Source organism: Methylobacterium sp. J-088, from assembly GCF_022829295.1.
Classification (GTDB): domain Bacteria; phylum Pseudomonadota; class Alphaproteobacteria; order Rhizobiales; family Beijerinckiaceae; genus Methylobacterium.
On sequence record NZ_JAKSYH010000171.1, the window covers coordinates 38,332 to 56,146 of the forward strand.

General features: G+C 69.4%; 21 protein-coding genes. 6 read left to right on the forward strand and 15 right to left on the reverse strand.

Features of this window, described 5'->3' with window-relative positions:
• Window positions 1-41 precede the first annotated feature (41 nt).
• Window positions 42-542 carry a protein-export chaperone SecB gene (secB, locus tag MKK63_RS19030; RefSeq protein WP_244004523.1) on the forward strand — a complete coding sequence of 167 codons (501 nt, stop codon included), beginning with the start codon at window positions 42-44 and terminating at the stop codon, window positions 540-542.
• Between the two features lie 33 nt (window positions 543-575).
• On the opposite strand, the gene MKK63_RS19035 is transcribed toward secB, so the two are convergent.
• Window positions 576-947 (reverse strand): hypothetical protein, encoded by a 372-nt coding sequence (locus MKK63_RS19035; protein ID WP_244004525.1) that lies wholly within the window; start codon window positions 945-947, stop codon window positions 576-578.
• Window positions 948-1,078: 131 nt separating this feature from the next.
• Between MKK63_RS19035 and MKK63_RS19040 the strand changes: the two genes are divergently transcribed.
• Complete coding sequence (locus tag MKK63_RS19040; RefSeq protein WP_244004614.1) at window positions 1,079-1,282, forward strand: tautomerase family protein; 204 nt, start codon at window positions 1,079-1,081, stop codon at window positions 1,280-1,282.
• Window positions 1,283-1,336: 54 nt separating this feature from the next.
• On the forward strand, window positions 1,337-2,569 hold the full coding sequence (locus MKK63_RS19045; RefSeq protein ID WP_244004527.1) for an MFS transporter: 1,233 nt from the start codon (window positions 1,337-1,339) through the stop codon (window positions 2,567-2,569).
• Window positions 2,570-2,631: 62 nt separating this feature from the next.
• On the opposite strand, the gene MKK63_RS19050 is transcribed toward MKK63_RS19045, so the two are convergent.
• From MKK63_RS19050 to MKK63_RS19080, 7 genes are all read right to left on the reverse strand, one after another.
• Entirely contained in the window at window positions 2,632-3,507 is an 876-nt protein-coding gene (locus tag MKK63_RS19050) for an RNA polymerase factor sigma-32 (RefSeq protein ID WP_243921626.1), read from the reverse strand.
• A 311-nt stretch (window positions 3,508-3,818) separates the two neighbouring features.
• The gene (locus MKK63_RS19055) at window positions 3,819-4,418 is read right to left on the reverse strand and encodes a CarD family transcriptional regulator (RefSeq protein WP_244004530.1); all 600 of its coding nucleotides are present in this window, start codon (window positions 4,416-4,418) and stop codon (window positions 3,819-3,821) included.
• 516 nt (window positions 4,419-4,934) lie between these two features.
• Window positions 4,935-5,273 carry a ferredoxin FdxA gene (gene fdxA, locus MKK63_RS19060; RefSeq protein WP_244004532.1) on the reverse strand — a complete coding sequence of 113 codons (339 nt, stop codon included), beginning with the start codon at window positions 5,271-5,273 and terminating at the stop codon, window positions 4,935-4,937.
• A gap of 204 nt (window positions 5,274-5,477) precedes the next feature.
• Window positions 5,478-5,771, reverse strand: coding sequence for an RNA-binding S4 domain-containing protein (locus MKK63_RS19065; protein WP_244004534.1), 294 nt, complete (start codon window positions 5,769-5,771; stop codon window positions 5,478-5,480).
• A gap of 9 nt (window positions 5,772-5,780) precedes the next feature.
• On the reverse strand, window positions 5,781-9,095 hold the full coding sequence (locus tag MKK63_RS19070; protein WP_244004536.1) for a helicase-related protein: 3,315 nt from the start codon (window positions 9,093-9,095) through the stop codon (window positions 5,781-5,783).
• Window positions 9,096-9,240: 145 nt separating this feature from the next.
• Window positions 9,241-9,558 (reverse strand): hypothetical protein, encoded by a 318-nt coding sequence (locus MKK63_RS19075; RefSeq protein ID WP_244004538.1) that lies wholly within the window; start codon window positions 9,556-9,558, stop codon window positions 9,241-9,243.
• 28 nt (window positions 9,559-9,586) lie between these two features.
• Window positions 9,587-10,213 carry a TetR/AcrR family transcriptional regulator gene (locus MKK63_RS19080; RefSeq protein ID WP_244004540.1) on the reverse strand — a complete coding sequence of 209 codons (627 nt, stop codon included), beginning with the start codon at window positions 10,211-10,213 and terminating at the stop codon, window positions 9,587-9,589.
• A gap of 75 nt (window positions 10,214-10,288) precedes the next feature.
• Here MKK63_RS19080 and MKK63_RS19085 point away from each other — a divergent pair, with 75 nt between their 5' ends.
• Entirely contained in the window at window positions 10,289-10,645 is a 357-nt protein-coding gene (locus MKK63_RS19085) for a darcynin family protein (protein WP_244004542.1), read from the forward strand.
• 20 nt (window positions 10,646-10,665) lie between these two features.
• Here the strand turns inward: MKK63_RS19085 and MKK63_RS19090 are convergent, their stop codons facing one another.
• Both MKK63_RS19090 and MKK63_RS19095 read right to left on the reverse strand, forming a co-directional pair.
• A complete protein-coding gene (locus MKK63_RS19090) occupies window positions 10,666-10,956 on the reverse strand; it encodes a DUF1330 domain-containing protein (RefSeq protein ID WP_244004544.1) in 291 nt (96 codons plus the stop codon).
• A gap of 75 nt (window positions 10,957-11,031) precedes the next feature.
• A complete protein-coding gene (locus MKK63_RS19095; protein ID WP_244004546.1) occupies window positions 11,032-11,973 on the reverse strand; it encodes a DUF3108 domain-containing protein in 942 nt (313 codons plus the stop codon).
• Window positions 11,974-12,325: 352 nt separating this feature from the next.
• On the opposite strand from MKK63_RS19095, the gene rpmB reads away from it, so the two are divergent.
• On the forward strand, window positions 12,326-12,628 hold the full coding sequence (gene rpmB, locus MKK63_RS19100; protein WP_058190906.1) for a 50S ribosomal protein L28: 303 nt from the start codon (window positions 12,326-12,328) through the stop codon (window positions 12,626-12,628).
• Window positions 12,629-12,651: 23 nt separating this feature from the next.
• Here rpmB and MKK63_RS19105 read toward each other — a convergent pair whose 3' ends face one another.
• The 5 genes from MKK63_RS19105 to MKK63_RS19125 form a co-directional block, all read right to left on the reverse strand.
• Window positions 12,652-13,038 carry a MarR family transcriptional regulator gene (locus MKK63_RS19105; RefSeq protein ID WP_244004616.1) on the reverse strand — a complete coding sequence of 129 codons (387 nt, stop codon included), beginning with the start codon at window positions 13,036-13,038 and terminating at the stop codon, window positions 12,652-12,654.
• A gap of 115 nt (window positions 13,039-13,153) precedes the next feature.
• Entirely contained in the window at window positions 13,154-15,061 is a 1,908-nt protein-coding gene (gene cobT / locus MKK63_RS19110; protein ID WP_244004548.1) for a cobaltochelatase subunit CobT, read from the reverse strand.
• Between the two features lie 6 nt (window positions 15,062-15,067).
• On the reverse strand, window positions 15,068-15,577 hold the full coding sequence (locus tag MKK63_RS19115; protein WP_313901779.1) for a DUF29 domain-containing protein: 510 nt from the start codon (window positions 15,575-15,577) through the stop codon (window positions 15,068-15,070).
• A 4-nt stretch (window positions 15,578-15,581) separates the two neighbouring features.
• Window positions 15,582-16,565 carry a cobaltochelatase subunit CobS gene (cobS, locus tag MKK63_RS19120; RefSeq protein ID WP_243921650.1) on the reverse strand — a complete coding sequence of 328 codons (984 nt, stop codon included), beginning with the start codon at window positions 16,563-16,565 and terminating at the stop codon, window positions 15,582-15,584.
• Between the two features lie 207 nt (window positions 16,566-16,772).
• Entirely contained in the window at window positions 16,773-17,399 is a 627-nt protein-coding gene (locus MKK63_RS19125; protein WP_244004550.1) for a J domain-containing protein, read from the reverse strand.
• Window positions 17,400-17,508: 109 nt separating this feature from the next.
• Here MKK63_RS19125 and MKK63_RS19130 point away from each other — a divergent pair, with 109 nt between their 5' ends.
• Entirely contained in the window at window positions 17,509-17,805 is a 297-nt protein-coding gene (locus tag MKK63_RS19130; protein WP_244004552.1) for a BolA family protein, read from the forward strand.
• Window positions 17,806-17,815 lie beyond the last annotated feature (10 nt).

The following is a 17,815-nucleotide window of genomic DNA, read 5'->3' on the forward strand; positions in this document are numbered from 1 at the left end:
CCCGCGCTGGCTCCGCCGGCCGATCGAGAGGGAAAATCCGCATGGCCGATTCACCGGCAGCGAACGGCAACGGCGGCGGCATGCCGCAGGGCGATATGCCGATGATCAACGCCCTGGCGCAGTACACGAAGGATCTCTCCTTCGAGAATCCGAACGCGCCGCGCTCCCTGCAGCCCAAGGAGGGCCAGGGGCCGCAGATCAACATTCAGGTCAACGTCAACGCGTCGCAGCTTTCGGAGACCGACTTCGAGGTCGAGCTCAAGCTCGACGGCGACGCCAAGATCCAGAGCGAGGTTCTGTTCGCCTTCGAGGTGACCTATGCGGGCGTGTTCCGCCTGCAGAACATCCCGGCCGACCAGATCCATCCGGCCGTGATGATCGAGTGCCCGCGCCTGCTCTTCCCCTTCGCCCGCCAGATCGTGGCCGAAGCGGTGCGCAACGGCGGCTTCCCGCCGCTCTACATCGATCCGATCGACTTCGTCGGCCTGTACCGGCAGAAGGTCATGGATCAGCAGGGCGCGCAGGGCCCGCTCGACTCCTGAGCCTCCGACCGGTGTTGTGACCCCCGGTGGCCCTTAGCGGCCACCGGACCCGCGATAGGCCGCGGCCAACGCGCGCAGCGCGTCCGCGGCCGGCCCCCGCAAGGGGCGCGCGTGCAGCATGATCCGGGTGAGCGGGCGTTCGGGCAGGCCGAGGCGGTCGCCGCATTCCACCACCCCGGCCGGCGCCGTGCTCGGCGCCAGTGCCGCCACCGCGAGTCCGGCCGCCACGGCGGCGCCGACGAACACCTCCCGCCAGGGCAAGCCGGCTGCGTCGAGGGCCGCCTCGGCCGACATCCGGACATTGCAGGGCCCCGCCAGGGTCGCGAGCGGCAACGGCCGTCCCGTCTCCTGGACGTTGGTCATGATCCCGCTGCCGTCGGAAGCGGCGCCCGGTCTCCGCTTCAACGCGCTCTCCTGGGCCGAAGCGGTCTCCACGTCGGTGGTGCGTGCGGGCCCAGGCGAAGGCCGGGGGCGACACGTCGGGTTTCGCCTTCGGGCCCCGCGATCTCGGCATCGCGCGGGACGCGGATCTGGTGGTGATCCAGATCACTGCCCGTGCGACCCGCACGATCGACCAGACGCGTGCCCTCTACGGGGCCATCGCCGGCATTCCCGCGCACAACCCCGGGGTAAGCCCAGGCACGTGTTCGTCAATCTGGTCGAGGTCGCACCGGAAAACTGGTCATTCGGCGACGGACTTATGCAGTACGGGCCGCCCATGTAATGGAGGGCAGGCTTGACCGCACGGGTGCCACGGCTCAGTTCGGGCACCCCTTGCAGTTTCGCCGGTCGGAATGTCTCCCACAACGCATCTTGCCTTCATCAACGTCTTCATCGGCGACATCCAGGGCGGTCTCGGCCCGTTTCTGGGAACCTGGCTGGCCGAGGCGGCGTCATGGAGTCCGGCGCGGGTCGGTTTCGTCATCACGCTGGTCGGGTTCGGGACGCTGTTCCTGAGCGGCCCGTTCGGTGCGCTGGTGGACCGCTTTCCGAAGCCCCGCCTGTTGGTCGCGCTCGCCTGTGGCGGGATCCTGGCCGGCACGCTGCTCCTCCTGCCGGCGCGCAGCTTCGCCGCGGTGCTGTTCGCCCAACTCCTGGCCGCGGCGGGCGGCATGCTGCTGTTGCCGGCAGTCGCCGCCCTGACCCTGGGGATTGTCGGGAAGGACGGCTTTCCCAAGCAGCAGGGGCGCAATCAGGCCTTCAACCATATCGGTATATTGGTCGCGGCCGGCGGCATCAGTTTGGGGACGGGATATTTCGGCCCGGCCATCGCCTTCTGGGTGCTCGGCGCCATGGCGGTGGCGGCGATCGTCGCCAGCCTGACGACGCCAGCCAACGCCTGGAACCGGCGGCGGGCGGTGGGATGGCAGGAGGATGCGGAGGACGAGCCGCAGCGCGGCGGCATCCGGCAGGTCCTGGGCAATCGCCGGCTCCTCGTGCTGACGGTGGCGCTGACGCTGTTCAACCTCGGCAATGGCGGCATGCTCTCGCTGCTGGGCCAGAAGCTCGTGGCCACCGCGGCCGACGCGACCACCTGGACGGCCCGCTATGTGATGGTCGCGCAGCTCGTGATGGTGCCGGTGGCGCTGTTCGCCGGCTCGCTCGCGGATAAGCGCGGGCGGCGCCAGCTTCTGATGGTCGCCTTCGCGGTTCTGCCGGTCCGGGCCGTCATGTCCGGCCTGATCGACGATCCGGTCTGGCTCATCGCCGCCGAGGTTCTGGACGGCGTGGCCTCGGGGATCGTTGGGGTGGCGGTGCCGGTGGTGGTCGCCGACCTGACCTGGGGCTCCGGCCGGACCCAAACGGCTTTGGGCAGCGTCAACGCGGTACAGGGGGTCGGGGGCGCCCTGTCGGGCTGGTACGGCGGCTTGTCCTATAGCCTGTTCGGCTGGACCGGCGCGTTCCTCGCCCTTGGCGTGCCGGCGCTCTTCGCCTTGGGCCTCGTGATCTGGCTTGACGCCACGCCCGAGCCCGGCCGACGCCGCAAGCGGCGGGAGCGGCGCAGCGCGGCGATCCAGGGAGCCTGAGCCCCGGACACAAGCAAGCCCGGCCATAAGGACCGGGCTTGCTTCAACACCTGTAAGGCCGATCAACCGATATGCGGGCTGCCGGTGGCAGCGGGGAACCGATCGGCCAGGGCGCGGCGGAGCTTTTCCAGGGCCCGGTTCTCTATCTGGCGGACCCGCTCCTTCGAGATGCCAAGGCGCTGCCCGAGGGCTTCGAGCGTCGCCTGATCCTCGGCGAGCCGACGCTCGCGCAGGATGCGCAACTCGCGCTCGGAGAGCACGGTCAGCGCCTGCTGGAGCCAGCTGAGGCGCCGCTCACCGTCGACCGTGGCGCTCACCGTTTCGTCCGGCAAAGCGGCACCATCGACAAGGAAATCCATCCGCTCCGAGGAAGCGTCGCTGTCCTCACCCACGGGGGCGTTGAGCGACATGTCCGGGCCGGACAGACGGGCATCCATCAGGGCGACGTCATCGCGCGAGACGCCGATGGCGGTGGCGATGCGCCGATGGATCTCGTCGCCGACATGCTCCTCGGTCGACTGCATCAGCCGGGCGCGCAGGCGCCGCAGGTTGAAGAACAGAGCCTTCTGAGCCGATGAGGTGCCGCCGCGCACGATCGACCAGTTGCGCAGGATGTAGTCCTGGATCGAGGCGCGGATCCACCATGTCGCGTAGGTGGAGAAGCGGACGTCCCGCTCCGGCTCGAACCGGGCGGCAGCTTCCATCAGACCGACATGGCCTTCCTGGACGAGATCGGCCATCGGCAGGCCGTAGTGACGAAAACGCCCCGCCAGGGCGATGACGAGGCGCATGTGGGCCGAGATCAGGCGGTGAAGGGCACGCTCGTCGCGATTGTCCTTCCAGCTGACGGCGAGACCGCGTTCCTCCTCGCGGGCCAGGAACGGTGCCTCCATCGCAGTCCGGATGAACTGCCTGCGTATCCCTGCGATCTCAGCCATTCCGCCTGCCTCTTGTTGTCGAGTGCTGGTGCGGCGCCGGACCTTCTGGCCGGCGCACAGGCGCAGCCGCAAAGCAACGCCTGGCCATCGACAACGGGAGGCTCAAGGAGAAAGTTCCGCGCCGCTGCCCCGGAATGCGACAGGCGGCCGGGCACGATTTCGTGTTCCGTTAGGATGACATGGGGGGCGGGGATCGCGAGTCCAGCCCCTCAGGTGCAAAAACGTCGCGCCCCGGGCGGACAGGCGATGGGCCCATGAAAAAACCCGGCCACAAAGGCCGGGTCTGTCGGTGCTGCAGGGAGATGCTTCGCTTAAGCAGCTTCTTCCTGGATGTCGTCGCTCTCGCCCTCTGGCTCCGCCTCAGCCTCGGCCTCGCTCTTGGCCCGACGGGGAGACTTCGCGAGGCTCTGCTCGATGAGCTTCAGAGCCTCGGTCTCGGTGATGCGGTTCACAGAGGATATCTCCCGCACGATCCGGTCGAGGGCCGCTTCGTAGAGCTGACGCTCGGAGTAGGACTGCTCGGGCTGGGCCTCGGAGCGGAAGAGGTCGCGCACCACCTCGGTGACGGCCAGCAGGTCGCCCGAATTGATCTTGGCCTCGTATTCCTGCGCCCGGCGCGACCACATGGTGCGCTTGACCCGGGCGCGGCCGGTCAGCAGGTCGAGGGCCTTCTTCACCAGCTCCGGCTCGGCGAGCTTGCGCATGCCGACACTGTTGGCCTTCGCGGTCGGTACGCGCAGGACCATCTTGTCCTTCTCGAACGAGACGACGAACAGCTCAAGTTTGTAGCCCGCGATTTCCTGCTCCTCGATCGCGGTGATGCGACCGACGCCGTGGGCCGGATACACGACAGACTCGCCGGTCTTGAAACCTTGCCGGCCTGTGGTCGTCGTCTTCTTGGCTGTGGTCATGCGAGAAGGGCCTCCACTGGCGCGCAGCGTCCAGCGCCGCACGAAACCGTGTTCCTCCGGGCGGGACACCCGGTTTGCCTCGCCGCTCCCAAGCCCTTGCCAAGCGCAAAGGCCGGGGAATTCCCCGGCGCAGCCACGCAAACGCCTGGACGTTCCGCCGAAACATTTTCGGCGGTCGATCGCGTACCACTCCTAAAAACCCACGAAGATCGAAGGTGTTTCAGCCGGAGGAGGCACGTCAGGCGCGAGCGACGGCAGGCAGATTGTCTACCACAATCTGGCGCGCAGAGCAAAGCATACCGAAAGACGTGCACGGGCCCATGCACGGCATCCGTGCCCGGCGACGCCGCGTTTTACACCGGCTTGGCCGGAGGGAAATGAGCCTGTCGCAGATCTGGGCTTCGTCAGCTGCAGATCAGGCCGCGCGGGCGACGAGCACAGACGACGTAACGCTTTTCCCAGGTCCGGCCCGGCGGTGCCGGGCCGGCATCAAGGCGTGTGGATCGCCGCGCCCGCTCAGTCGCCCGAGCCGGGGTTGGCCGAGAAGTAGGCCTCAAGCTTTCCGGACTTGCCGTCCCAGTCCTTGGCGTCGGCCGGCGCCTCTTTCTTCTGCGTGATGTTCGGCCAGGTTTTGGCGTAGTCGGCGTTCAACTTCAACCATGTGTCGAGGTTCGACTCGGTGTCGGGCTTGATTGCCTCGGCGGGGCATTCCGGCTCACAGACGCCGCAATCGATGCACTCATCCGGATGGATGACGAGCATGTTCTCGCCTTCATAGAAGCAATCGACCGGACAGACCTCGACACAGTCCGTGTACTTGCACTTGATGCAATTGTCGGTGACGACATAGGTCATCGGATGTCTTCGTCCTCAAACACGACTTGGCCCGGGCGGAGCCTCGGGATGGCCCGCACGCCCGGGTGGCACTGCGAGGGAATGCCGGTGCAGCTCGGCTCTGGGCCGCGCTTCGTAGGCAACGGCCTTAGACTCTGGCTCTCGGGCTGACAAGCGCGCGGGCGCCGCATCCCGACCACGCCCGCGTGCTGTTGCCCCGCCTCATCACCCGCGGGGCTCCGGCGCAGCGGCTGCGTCCGACAGGTCGTCGTAGAGCAGACGCGCCTCCGGAGCCGGTCCTCGCCGCATGCCGAGATCGAGCACCCGCACCGCCAGCGTGGCGTGCGGGGCGGCCACGGTCACCACATCGCCGATGCCGATACCCTTGGCGGGATTCTCGGCACGCACCCCGTTCACCCGCACGAAGCCGCCGGTGGCGAGCTGCGCCGCGAGGGAGCGGGTCCGCGCGAAGCGCGCGAACCACAACCATTTGTCGAGGCGCTGCCGGTCTTCCCGCATGCGCGGGGGTCAGCGCTTCCCGCCGTCGCCGGCTTCGAGCTGCGCCTTGAGCGCCGCCAGCTTGGCGAAGGGCGAATCCGGGTCCGGCGCCCGCTCGCGCCGCGGCGGTCGCGGGTCGGGCCGCGGACCCGCGTTACGCTGCTCTGCCCCACGCTGGTCGTCCCGCCGCTCGGGACGGCTGGTCCCCTCGAAGCGGTCGCGACGGGAGCCACGCTCCCGCCCGGGGCGCGGGCCGCCCTCGCCACCCTCGGCGCGGCGCGGCTCCGACCGGCCACCCTCGGGCCGGCCGCCATCCGGACGGTTTTGGCCCTGGTGCTGGCCCGGCTGGCCGCCGTCCCGGCCTCGACCGGCCCCACGCGGGCGGTTCTGCGGGCGCTGATGAGCCGGACGCTGGTGACGCTGGAGGCGCCAGACCTCGATCAGCGGCACCTCCGCGGAGGTCTCACCCTCGGCCCCGTCGGCCTGCGGCGCGGTCTCTGTCTCGGCAGCCGCCTCGACAGGCTCTGCCTCGCTGGCGGGTTCCGGTGCCGTCGCCTCGGCGGCGGCCTCCGGCTCCGCGTCGGGCTCGCCATTCGGCGCACCGTCGGTCTCGGGCTCGGCCGGGACGCCGGCCGTATCGTGTTCCTCAGCCGCGGCCGCATCGACCGCCGGGCCTTCATCGATCTCGGGACTTGCGTCCGTTGCTTCCGAGGTCGTGGAGGCTTCCGCCGGGCTCTCGGCCTCCGTGGCCGCTGCCTCACCGGTGGGCTTGGCCGCCCCATCGGCCTCCGCGGCCGGAGCCTCGTCGCCGGTGATCTCGGCAGCCTCCGCCTGCGCGATGACCGACTCGTCGGAGGCGGTTTCCGCGGCGGCCGTCGCGGCGGGCGTCGTGGCGGCGGCCGGGACCAGCGGCACGGTGATGGCCGGGCCGGGCCGCGGCTCCACGTTGTAGCCAAGCGATTTCAGGATCGAGGCGAAATCCTCGCCCGAGCAACCGACCAGCGAGGTCATGCCGACGGTGGCCACGAACCCGTCGCCGTCGGCCGTGCCGTCCGGCGGGGCGCCCGGCGTGGTGCCGGGCCGGTAGGCGATCGCCGGCCGGATCAGGTCGGCGAGCCGCTCCAGGATATCGACGCGCACGGCACGCTCACCGCTCACCCGGAAGCCGGCCGCGCGGTAGAGCCCCTTGGCGATCTCGCGATCGACCTTGATCGAGGTGCGGCCGGATCCGGCGAGATGTGCGATCTCGTCGAGGCCGCGCTGGTCGAGGCCGCCGTTGCGCAGGGCCCAGAGCTGGGCCGCGAGCGTGCGCGGCGCCGGCTTCAGCAGGGCCGGCAGGAAGATGTGGTAGGCGCCGAAGCGGACGCCGTGGCGGCGCAGGGCCCCGCGACCGTCCTGATCGAGGCTGCGCATCTCGTGCGCCACCTTCGAGCGCTCCAAGACGCCGAGCGCCTCGACCACCTGATAGCCGATTCCCTTGGCGAGACCGGTGAGGTCGGCCGCGGTCTCGATCTCCATCAGCGGACCGAGCAGGCGGACGATATAGGCCTTCAGCCACGCATCGAGGCGCGCCTCGACCTTTTCGCGGTGGGCGCCGGTCAGGCTGTCGTCGGCCAGCAGACGAATCTGCGGGGCGAACAGCTTCTCGCCGGGGTTGAGCTTGGCCACCGGCGCGCCCGTCCAGCGGATCGTACCGTCGTGCGCGAGCACGAGGGTCGAATCGGCCGTTGCCGAGAACCGGTCGGCCCGGGCCTCGATCTCCCCGGCGAGCGCCTTCTCGGCGGCGCTCCTCAGAGTCTTGGCCTCGTGACCCTCCGCGGTGGCATCGGGAACGAACAGGAATCCGTGAAGGTGGCCGACATGCTGACCCTCGACGGTGACGTCACCGTCGGCGGTGATCTGGGCTTCGAGCATCGTGTTCTCTCTCAGGCGCCGCATCAGGACGCTTGTGCGCCTGTCCACGAAGCGGCTCGCGAGGCGTTCGTGCAGGGCGTCGGACAGCCTGTCCTCTACCCGACGCGTCTCGCCCTGCCAATGTTCTGGGTCGCGCAGCCAGTCGGGACGGTTTGCCACGAAGGTCCAGGTGCGTCCGTGGGCGATCCGGCGGGACAGGGTATCGATGTCGCCGTCGGTGCGGTCGATCATCGCCACCTGCTCGGCGAACCACGTATCGGGGATGCGGCCCGCCATGCCCATCATGAGGAATCGGTAGAGCTGGGCCACGAGGTCGGCATGCACCTGCGGGTGGACCTTGCGGTAATCCGGCACGCCGCAGACGTCCCAGAGGCGGCGCACCGTGGCGGCGCTGCGCGCCATGTCGCGGACGTCGTCCTCCTTCATCAGGATTTCGAGAGCCTGCTGATCCTCGCCCATGGGCGCGCGGGTCAGGCCCGATTCGCGCGGGTGCTCGTCCAGGCTCGCCTGCAGCCCCTCCAGGCTGGAGAAGCTCAGATCCGGGTTGCGCCATTGCAGGATGCGCAAGGGGTCGAAATCGTGGGCCTCCAGCCGCTCGACCAGTTCGGCCTCGAAGGGCGGGCAGCGCCCGGTGGACCCGAAGGTGCCGTCCGCGAGGTGGCGCCCGGCCCGGCCGGCGATCTGGCCCATCTCGGCGGGGGTGAGCTTGCGGAAGCGGGTGCCGTCGTATTTCCAATTGGCCGCGAACGCGACGTGATCCACGTCGAGGTTGAGGCCCATCCCCACGGCGTCTGTGGCGACGAGGTAATCCACGTCGCCCGCCTGATACATCTCGACCTGGGCGTTGCGGGTGCGCGGCGAGAGCGCGCCCAGCACCACCGCGGCGCCGCCGCGCTGGCGGCGGATCAGCTCGGCGATGGCGTAGACCTCCTCGGCCGAGAACGCGACGATCGCGGTACGCCGGGGCAGGCGCGAGAGGCGCTTCTCCCCCGCGAAGGTGAGCTGCGACAGCCGCGGCCGGGTCGTGGTCTGGACGTTGGGAATCAGGCTCTGGACCAGCGGCAGCATGGTCGAGGAGCCGATCAGCAGGGTCTCCTCCCGGCCGCGGACGTAGAGCAGGCGGTCGGTGAAGACATGGCCGCGGTCCATGTCGGCGGCGAGCTGGATCTCGTCGATGGCGACGTAGGCCACGTCGAGGTCGCGGGGCATCGCCTCGATGGTGCAGATCCAGTAGCGCGGCCGGTCCGGTTTGATCTTCTCTTCGCCGGTCACCAGCGCGACCTTGTCGGGGCCGACCTTGGCGACGACGCGCAGGTAGACCTCCCGGGCGAGCAGCCGCAGGGGCAGCCCGATCATCCCGGTAGGGTGCGCGAGCATCCGCTCGATGGCGAGATGCGTCTTGCCGGTGTTGGTAGGCCCGAGGACCGCCATGACGCCGCGGGCGCGGGCGTCGCGGGACAGCGAGCGGCTGGGCGTGGGGCGGAGCAGCGCGTCGATGGTCGGCGGTTCCTTCGGATGAAGGCCGTCGCGGCGCCGTCGCGGCGCGGGCGGGGAGGGGCTGTGGAGGCCGGTCGCGTCAGGGACGATAGGGCCGGCTTGATCTCCCCCCATATGGGATGCCACCGCCTCCAGGTCCAACAGGTTCACCCTGCGGCGTGACGAGCGGGTAGACGTCGATCTGCGTCGTCTGCGCGCCCGGCTGGGGTGCGAGGTCGGCGCAGAGCGTGTCGGGCATTGCCACGAGGGGGCCGCGGGGGTGCTGGACGATCTCGGCGGAGGAGAAGGCGTCGCCGCCGCAGCTCGACTCCGCGGTGCCGGCGGTCAGCGGCTGCCCGGCGGCCGGGCCGGCGAGGGCGGTCAGAGCGAGGGCAATTCGGAGGGTAGGCGCGCGCATCCGGCATTATCGCGGGAATCGTGAAGATTCATGCCACCGCCTGTGGCACGCCGAGATAGCCGTGCACGGCGCGCAGGACACGGCGCTCCAGATCCTCGCCGTCGCGCTCGCCGCGCTCGCCCGCGGCGTCGACCATGCCGCGCACGAGTGCGAAGAGGTCGCCCGCCGCAGTCCCGGGTTCGGCCGGCCGCGCGGCGCCGAGGCGTGCCAGCAGGGCCAGCAGCGCAGACGTCACGTCCTCGGCGACGGAGCTCAGGGTGTCGGCGAGCTGGAGCCGGCTCTCTTCCCGGTCGAGAAGCAGCGCGAGGCGAGGCCGCGCCATCTGGTGGGTAACGCAAGCCCGAACGATCAGGCGGAGCCCGTCCTCCGGCGTCGCGGCGCCCGGCGCGGCGCGCACCGCCTCAATCAGCAGGGCGGTCTCCCGGGCCACCAGGGCCGCGGTCAGGGCCTCCTTGCCGGGGAAGTACTGGTAGACCGAGCCGATCGACACGCCCGCCCGCTCGGCGACGGCGTTGGTCGTGTAGCCGTCCAGGCCGTTTTCCTCGAGAACGCGAGCCGCGCCCTCCAGGATCGTCCGCACCGTCTCGGCCGAGCGCGATTGTCCCGGACTTTTCCGGGGCTTGAGCGCCGGCCGGCGCGGCCGCGCGGCGCTCATGAACGCGAGTACGCCGCAGGCCCGGCCAGAGGCATCATCGCGGCGTTCCGACAGACTTCTGGAGCGCAGAACCCCATGTCCGACAAGACCTTCAACCCCAAGCTCACCGTCTTCATGCTGGTGAAGACCTCCCCCGAATGGCTCGCTTTGCCGATCGACGACCGCTTCGCGCGGTTGAGCGAGACCTTTGAGCCGATCCTGCGGCGGCATGCCGACACGGTGCGGCTCCGCTTCTACGACGCCGAGTTCTACACCGCCCGCCTGACCGATCTCTGGGTCTGGGATACCACCGACCATCACGCCTACGAACGCGTCGTCGAGGCCCTGCGCGAGACGGCGTTCTGGGACCGGTGGTTCGCGATCGTCGAGATCATCCCGGCGGTGAAGAACGCCTACGCGACGAATTACGGTGAGGCCCCGCTGGCGGCATGACCGGTGGACGAGGGGGCGGCTCAGTCCACCCCCTCGACCAGCACCACCTCGCCGATTCCCGCCGGCCGGCGCTTCTCGATGGCGGCCTGATATTCCGGCGAGAAATAGTAGGCGCGCGCCGCCTCGTAGGATTCGAATTGCAGCACGACGTTGCGTGGCCGGGCCTCGCCCTCCAGCGCCTCGCTGCGGCCGCCGCGGACCAGCGGCGTGCAGCCGTACTTGCGCATGGCCTCGGAGGCTAGGGCGGCGTACTCCTTGTAGGCGTCCGGATCGGTGACCGTCATCCGGACGATGATGTAGCCCTTGGGCATTCGCTGGCCTCCCTGACGCGGCTGTTGCGCCAAGGGGACGTGCCGGGAAACCGGCCTTCCGTCAAAGCCCGCGCGCTACTCCCCCTGCAGGCTCGCCTGCGCGACGCTGGCGCCAGCGGCCTCTGCCGTGCCGGTGGTGCCCGCCGTGCCGCCCTGGGTCCAGCGGGTCGCCTCGATGATGTTGGTGCCGATCGTGGTGAGCACCGAGATGCGCAGCGGGATCAGCGCCCGCGTCCCCTCGACGGGGGCGAGCCAGACCGACATCTCGCGGTTCTCCTCCATGAACTTCACCCCCGGCCGGTCCGGCCGGTGGCCGGCCACCGCCTGGTAGCGGGCGGTGCACACGAGGACTTGGCCCACGTAGCCGGTTTTCTGAACCGGGCGGGTCTCGGCGTAGCTGAGCACCACGTTGAAGCGGGTGGCACCGTCGAAGACCGGCAGGGTCCGGTTGCAGTTCTCAGGGTCGAGCGGCTCGCCGCGGCCCTGGACCGGCATCAACAGGGCACTCACCGGATCGAGGATGCCGCGCGTGTGGGCCGGGGTCACCGGCACGCGGTCCTGCATGTCGATGAGTGGCGGCGTGATCTCGGCCTGCACGACGTTCCCGTGGGCCAGCGCCATGCGCACCGCGATGCCGGAACTGGCCGTGTGGGTCGCAATCGAGAAGGCGCCTGGTTGCGGCGCCGCCGCGAACGTTCCCGAGGCCCGGGCCGAACCCTTGCCGCCGGTGATCGCGCCGACGAGGCCGGTGAGCACCGCCGACACGTCCATGACGTAGCGATCACGCTCGAAGGTGCCGGCGAGACGCGCGGTGCCGATCGGCAGGCCAGCGAGGTTGATGCTGTAATCGACCGCCAGAGTGGCGGCCGGCGCCGCCGCCCGCTTCGACCGGCCGGCGCGTGCGGAGACGTCAGCGGGCGCGATGAGCGCCGCGACCGCGAGGGCGCCGACGACCAGCCGTCCCGCGGCGTGCTTCGTCGGCGACTTGATCGTCCGATGGTCAGGCGTGGCGCTCATGATCCGGATCGCATCCCAGGACGGGCGGCCGAGGACTTGGGATCCCGCGTCTGCCCTCTCGAACACACCCGCCCGGCGGCATCCTCGCGACGCCCGAAGCCGGGTGAGGCGCCTTCCTGCGGGTGGAAGAAGGCTATATCCCGGCATCGTGGTTAACAGACCGTTGGACCGCGCGGGCCGCCGGCCGCCTGACCGGACCTTGACGCGACGCCCCTGCGTCGCCTATAGGCTCGCGCCTTCAACAGGACTCCGCCGGACCTGGAAATCGCAACGGGCACCGCCCGCTGCGGCAAAGATCGCGCTGGCCGTGATCGGGTCTTTCGAGCGGAACGAGACGGGATCGTTATTTATCATGGCGCGCCGCTGCGAACTCACCGGCAAGGCCGTTCAGGTCGGCCACCTCGTGAGCCACTCGAACCACAAGACCAAGTGCCGGTTCCTGCCGAACCTGTGCAACGTCACCCTCCAGTCCGACGCGCTCGGCAAGCGGGTGCGCCTGCGCGTCACCGCGCACGCCCTGCGCTCGGTGGAGCATCGCGGCGGGCTCGACGCCTTCCTGATCAAGGCCGGCGAGGGCGACCTGTCGCAGACCGCCCGCCTCCTGAAGCGCGAGATCCACAAGAAGCTCGCCGAGACCCCGGCCGTCGCGGCCTGACGTCCCGGGCGCCACGCCTTTCGCTATCGGATGATGAACCAACCACCGCCGCGGCCCGCGAGGCCGTGGCGGTGTTCGCTTGCGCGTTTGACCAGATGGGTCGCCGCTATGCGGGGGCGGCCTGCGCGATGCGCACCAGCCATTGTCGGATGATGGCCTGCTCGGCCGATCCGAGTTCGCGCAGCATGTCCGCCTCTAGCGCGTAGACGCGCCCCTTGGCGGCTTCGAGGAGCGATTGCCCCGCCCTCCGAGAGCGCGTTCGTCTGGATGCGGCCGTGGACCTGGTGCGGTTGCCGCGCGATCAGATCGGCATTCAGCAGATTCGCCACGATTACGCTCATCGTCTGCGGCGTCAGCAGCGCGAGGCGGGCCAGATCGGCGTTGCTGTGTCCAGGATCGGCCGCGAGCATGGTCAGCACGGAGAATTGCGGGAGCGTCAGGCCGAGATCGGCCAGCGCGCGCTCGACGCGGTTGCGGTGGGCCTGCGCGGCCCACCCGAATCAGCTCCAGGTCCGCAGCAGGATCTCAGCGCCGGCCGCCGGCCGCCCGCAGCATCCGGCTCGTTGGCACCGACTCGCCGTTCTCCTCGAACAGCTCGGCGAGTTTTTCCGTCATCGCACCGCCCAGCTCCTCGGCGTCGATGATCGTCACGGCGCGGCGGTAATAGCGCGTCACGTCGTGGCCGATGCCGATGGCCAGCAGCTCAACCGGCGAGCGCGTCTCGATCTCTTCGATCATCCAGCGCAGGTGCCGCTCCAGATAATTGCCGGCGTTGACCGACAGGGTCGAATCGTCCACCGGCGCACCGTCGGAGATCACCATCAGGATCTTGCGCTGCTCCGGCCGGCCGAGCAGGCGCTTGTGCGCCCAGTCGAGCGCCTCGCCGTCGATATTCTCCTTGAGCAGCCCCTCGCGCATCATCAGGCCGAGGTTTTTTCGCGCGCGCCGCCAGGGTGCGTCGGCCGACTTGTAGACGATGTGGCGCAGGTCGTTCAGCCGGCCGGGATTCGGCGGCTTGCCGGCGGCGAGCCACGCCTCGCGGGTCTGACCGCCTTTCCAGGCCCGGGTGGTGAAGCCCAGGATCTCCACCTTCACGCCGCAGCGCTCCAGCGTCCGCGCCAGGATGTCGGCGCAGGTCGCCGCCACGGTGATCGGCCGGCCACGCATCGAGCCCGAATTGTCCAAGAGCAGCGTGACGACCGTATCGCGGAAGTTGGTGTCCTTCTCCTGCTTGAAGGAGAGCGGCTGGTAGGGGTCGATGACCACGCGCACCAGCCGCGCCGGATCGAGCTGACCCTCCTCCAGATCGAAGTCCCAGGCGCGGTTCTGCTGGGCGAGCAGCCGCCGCTGCAGCCGGTTGGCGAGGCGCCCGACCACGCCCTGGAGGTGCGAGAGCTGCTTGTCGAGGTAGGAGCGCAGGCGCGACAGCTCGTCCGCGTCGCACAATTCCTCGGCGTGGATGACCTCGTCGAACCGGGCGTTGAACACCCGGTATTCCGGCCCGCGCGCCTCGTTGCTCGGCCGCTGCGGCGGGCGCGAGGCTTCGGACGCCTCCTCGGCCTCCGCGTCCTCGGCCTCGTCCGGCAATTCGCCCGAGGGCGCGTCCTCGGATTCCTGGGCGCCGTCCTCGATCTCGTCGGAGGCCTCCTCGGAGGTCTCGATCTCGGCGCGCTCGCCCTGGCTCTTCTCCTCCGAATCGCCCTCGCTCGGGTTCTGCTCGTCGTCCTGGCTGTCGTTCTCGTCGTCGTTCTCGTCGTCCTCGGCGTCGAACGGCGTCTCGTCCGACATGTCGAGCGAACTCAGGAGCTCGCGCACCGAGCGCGCGAACTTGCGCTGGTCCTCGATCGAGCCGAGCAATCCGTCGAGGTTGGGGCCGGCCTTGGCCTCGATATGTCCGCGCCACAGCGCGACGATCTTGGCTGCGGCCTTGGGTGGCTGCTGGCCGGTGAGGCGCTCGCGCACCATCAGGGCGACGGCATCCTCCATCGGGGCGTCGGCCCGGTCGGTGATGTTTTCGTACTTGCCACCGCGGTGGTAGCGATCCTCCAGCATCGCCGTGATGTTGCTGGCGACCCCCACCATCCGCCGCGCGCCGATCGCCTCGACCCGGGCCTGCTCGACCGCATCGTAGACCGCCCGCGCGGCCGCGTTCTCCGGGGCGAACCGGCGGTGCAGGGTGATGTCGTGGCAGCCGAGCCGCAGCGCCATGGCGTCGGCATTGCCGCGCAGCACTGCGACATCCTGCGCCGAGAGTTTTCGCGGGGGCTCGGGCAGGCGCGCCTTGTCGCCGGTGAGTGCCGGCCGGTCGGTGGCGTAGGTGACCTCGACCTCGGAGCGCCGGGCGATGGCGCGCAGGCACCCCGCCACCGAGCGCTTCAAGGGCTCCGCCACGGGTTCGCGGCGCTCGCCGGGCTTGCGGTTGGAGATGGACATGCGGGGCTACGTCTTCACCGAATCGAAGTCGAAGGGGCGCTCAAGCAGATCGTCCCAGGTATAGGGACATTCCGGTGGAAACTCGCTCGGCAGGAGGTGACACTCGTCCGCCGCCCAGTTGCGGGAGATCGGATAGATCTCGTCCCGCATCGCATCGCGATGCGATTTCAGGCCCGGATTCTTCCGGAGAATCTTCGCGTATCGCAGGCGTTGCTCGCGGATCGAGTAGATCCAGCTCGGCGTACGCTTCTCGGGCTGCTGATCCCACTTGAGCATGTGAATAATGAGAACGCGAAGCGCGCTTTCCAGCTGACTGTATTGCGCGCTGCCCACGTCGCTCAGCTCCTCGGCGATATTGTCGAGGTCGAGCGCGTCCACCCGGCCGGCGCGGAGCAGCGCCACCTGCTCCTGCACCCAGGTATAAAGGTCGTCCCCGTAGCGCGTGCGAGCGGACGAGGACGCAGTTGGCACGTCCATCACATCGATCTCGGCCGGGCGCGCCACGGGCTCCTCCATGCGGTCAGCTCAGCGCGACGTTCACCGCGCTCTCGGGCAGCTCCTTGCCGAAGGCGCGCTGGTAGAATTCGGCCACCAGCGTCCGCTCCAACTCGTCGCACTTGTTCAGGAACGTCACCCGGAACGCGAAACCGACATCCTGGAAGATGTCGGCGTTCTCGGCCCAGGTGATCACGGTGCGTGGGCTCATGACGGTGGAGAGGTCGCCGTTCATGAAGGCGTTGCGGGTGAGATCGGCCACCCGCACCATCCGGTTGACGATGTCGCGGCCCTGGTCACCCCGGTAATGGACCGCCTTCGACAGCACGATGTCGACCTCGCGGTCGTGCGGCAGGTAGTTCAGCGTGGTGACGATCGACCAGCGGTCCATCTGACCCTGGTTGATCTGCTGGGTGCCGTGATAGAGGCCCGACGTGTCGCCCAGCCCCACCGTGTTGGCGGTGGCGAACAGCCGGAAGGCCGGGTGCGGGCGGATCACGCGCTTCTGATCGAGCAGCGTCAGCCGGCCCGAGAGCTCCAGCACGCGCTGGATCACGAACATCACGTCCGGTCGGCCGGCATCGTACTCGTCGAACACGAGCGCGACGTTATTCTGCAGCGCCCAGGGCAGGATGCCATCCTGGAAGGCGGTGACCTGCTTGCCGTCCTGAAGGACGATCGCGTCCTTGCCGACGAGGTCGATGCGCGAGACGTGGCTGTCCAGATTGATGCGGATGCACGGCCAGTTCAGCCGGGCCGCCACCTGCTCGATATGGGTCGACTTGCCGGTGCCGTGATAACCGGTGACCATCACGCGGCGGTTGCGCGCGAAGCCGGCCAGGATCGCCAGCGTCGTTTCCCGGTCGAAGATGTAATCGGGATCGAGATCGGGCACGTGCTCCTCGGACTCGGCATAGGCCGGGACCTTCAGGTCGAGGTCGATGCCGAAGACCTCGCGGACGGAGACGGTGCGGTCGGGGAGCCGGGCGGGCGTATCGTCAGAGCGCATTCGGAACCTCGTGAGGCGCGGGCGCTCCACTCCCAACAGTGAAGCATCCGCGCGGAAGAACGTCGAGCCGGGCCTCCGCGGCGGGGCGGAGCCATCCTTAGACGGCGGCGCGTTCAGGCGCCACCGACCGGCATGGATCCCATATAGGGCCGCGTCGCGCGGTTTGCCCTATCCGAGATGCGAACCGGCCTGCATCGTTCGTGCCGGTCAGCAGAGCCCAGCCGCGCGCAGCACGTCGTGAGCTCGGATGATGTCGCGCAGCCGGTCTTCGAACGAGCGGTCGCCGCCGTTGGCGTCGGGGTGGAACTGCTTCACCAGCACCTTGTACTGCGCCTTGATGGCGGGCGTGTCGGCGGTCTCGTCGAGCCCCATCACGTCGAGGGCGCGGCGCACGGTGGCGGAGTGGCGCGGCTTCTGCGGCTCCTCGGGCTGGCGGGCACGGCGACGCGCGTCGCCTACGCCCTCGCCGCGCAGGATGCCGAGCGGATCGACATAGGCCCAGTCCCGGACCGGCTCGTCGGCCGGCTTGGCCTCGCCGGTCCGGTTCACGCCCATGGCCCAAGTGGGGCGATGGCCGATGATCGCGTCCTTCTGGTAGGCCTGCACGGCAGCGTCGTTCATGCCGTCGAAATAGTTGTAGCTCGCGTTGTAGGCGCGGACATGGTCCATGCAAAAGCGCCAGTACTGGCCCTCAGCCTTCCGGCCCTTGGGCGCCCGGTACAGGCCCGGCCGCGTGCAGCCCGGACTCTCGCAGAGGCCATCGGTCGCGGCCTTCGGCTCGTCGCAGGACGGCTTGATCCGGATGCTGTCGAACAGGCGCGAGTTGAGATCCATGACGGGCCGATTATGAGGGGGCAGACTGAAGACACAAGGGCACTGGGCCTGATGACGCATGCGCGGGATCGGGCTTGACGGGGTCCCACGAACACGACGCGAGGACAGAATGGCGGACGGCACGGGCGCGGGTGGCACCCTGCGGGACTGGATGGAGGCGCGGCTGCGGGAGCAACTCGCGCCCGAGCGTCTCGACGTAATCGATGAATCGCACATGCATGCGGGCCATGCCGGGGCACGGCCGGGGGGCGAGACGCACTATCGGCTCGACATCGTCGCCTCCGCGTTCGCGGGCAAGAGCCGCGTCGAGCGGCACCGGGTGGTGAACGCGCTGATGGAGGAGGCGTTCACGCGTGGCCTCCACGCCCTCGCCCTGCGGGCGCGTACGCCCGAAGAGGCGGCCTGAACCCGGGGGC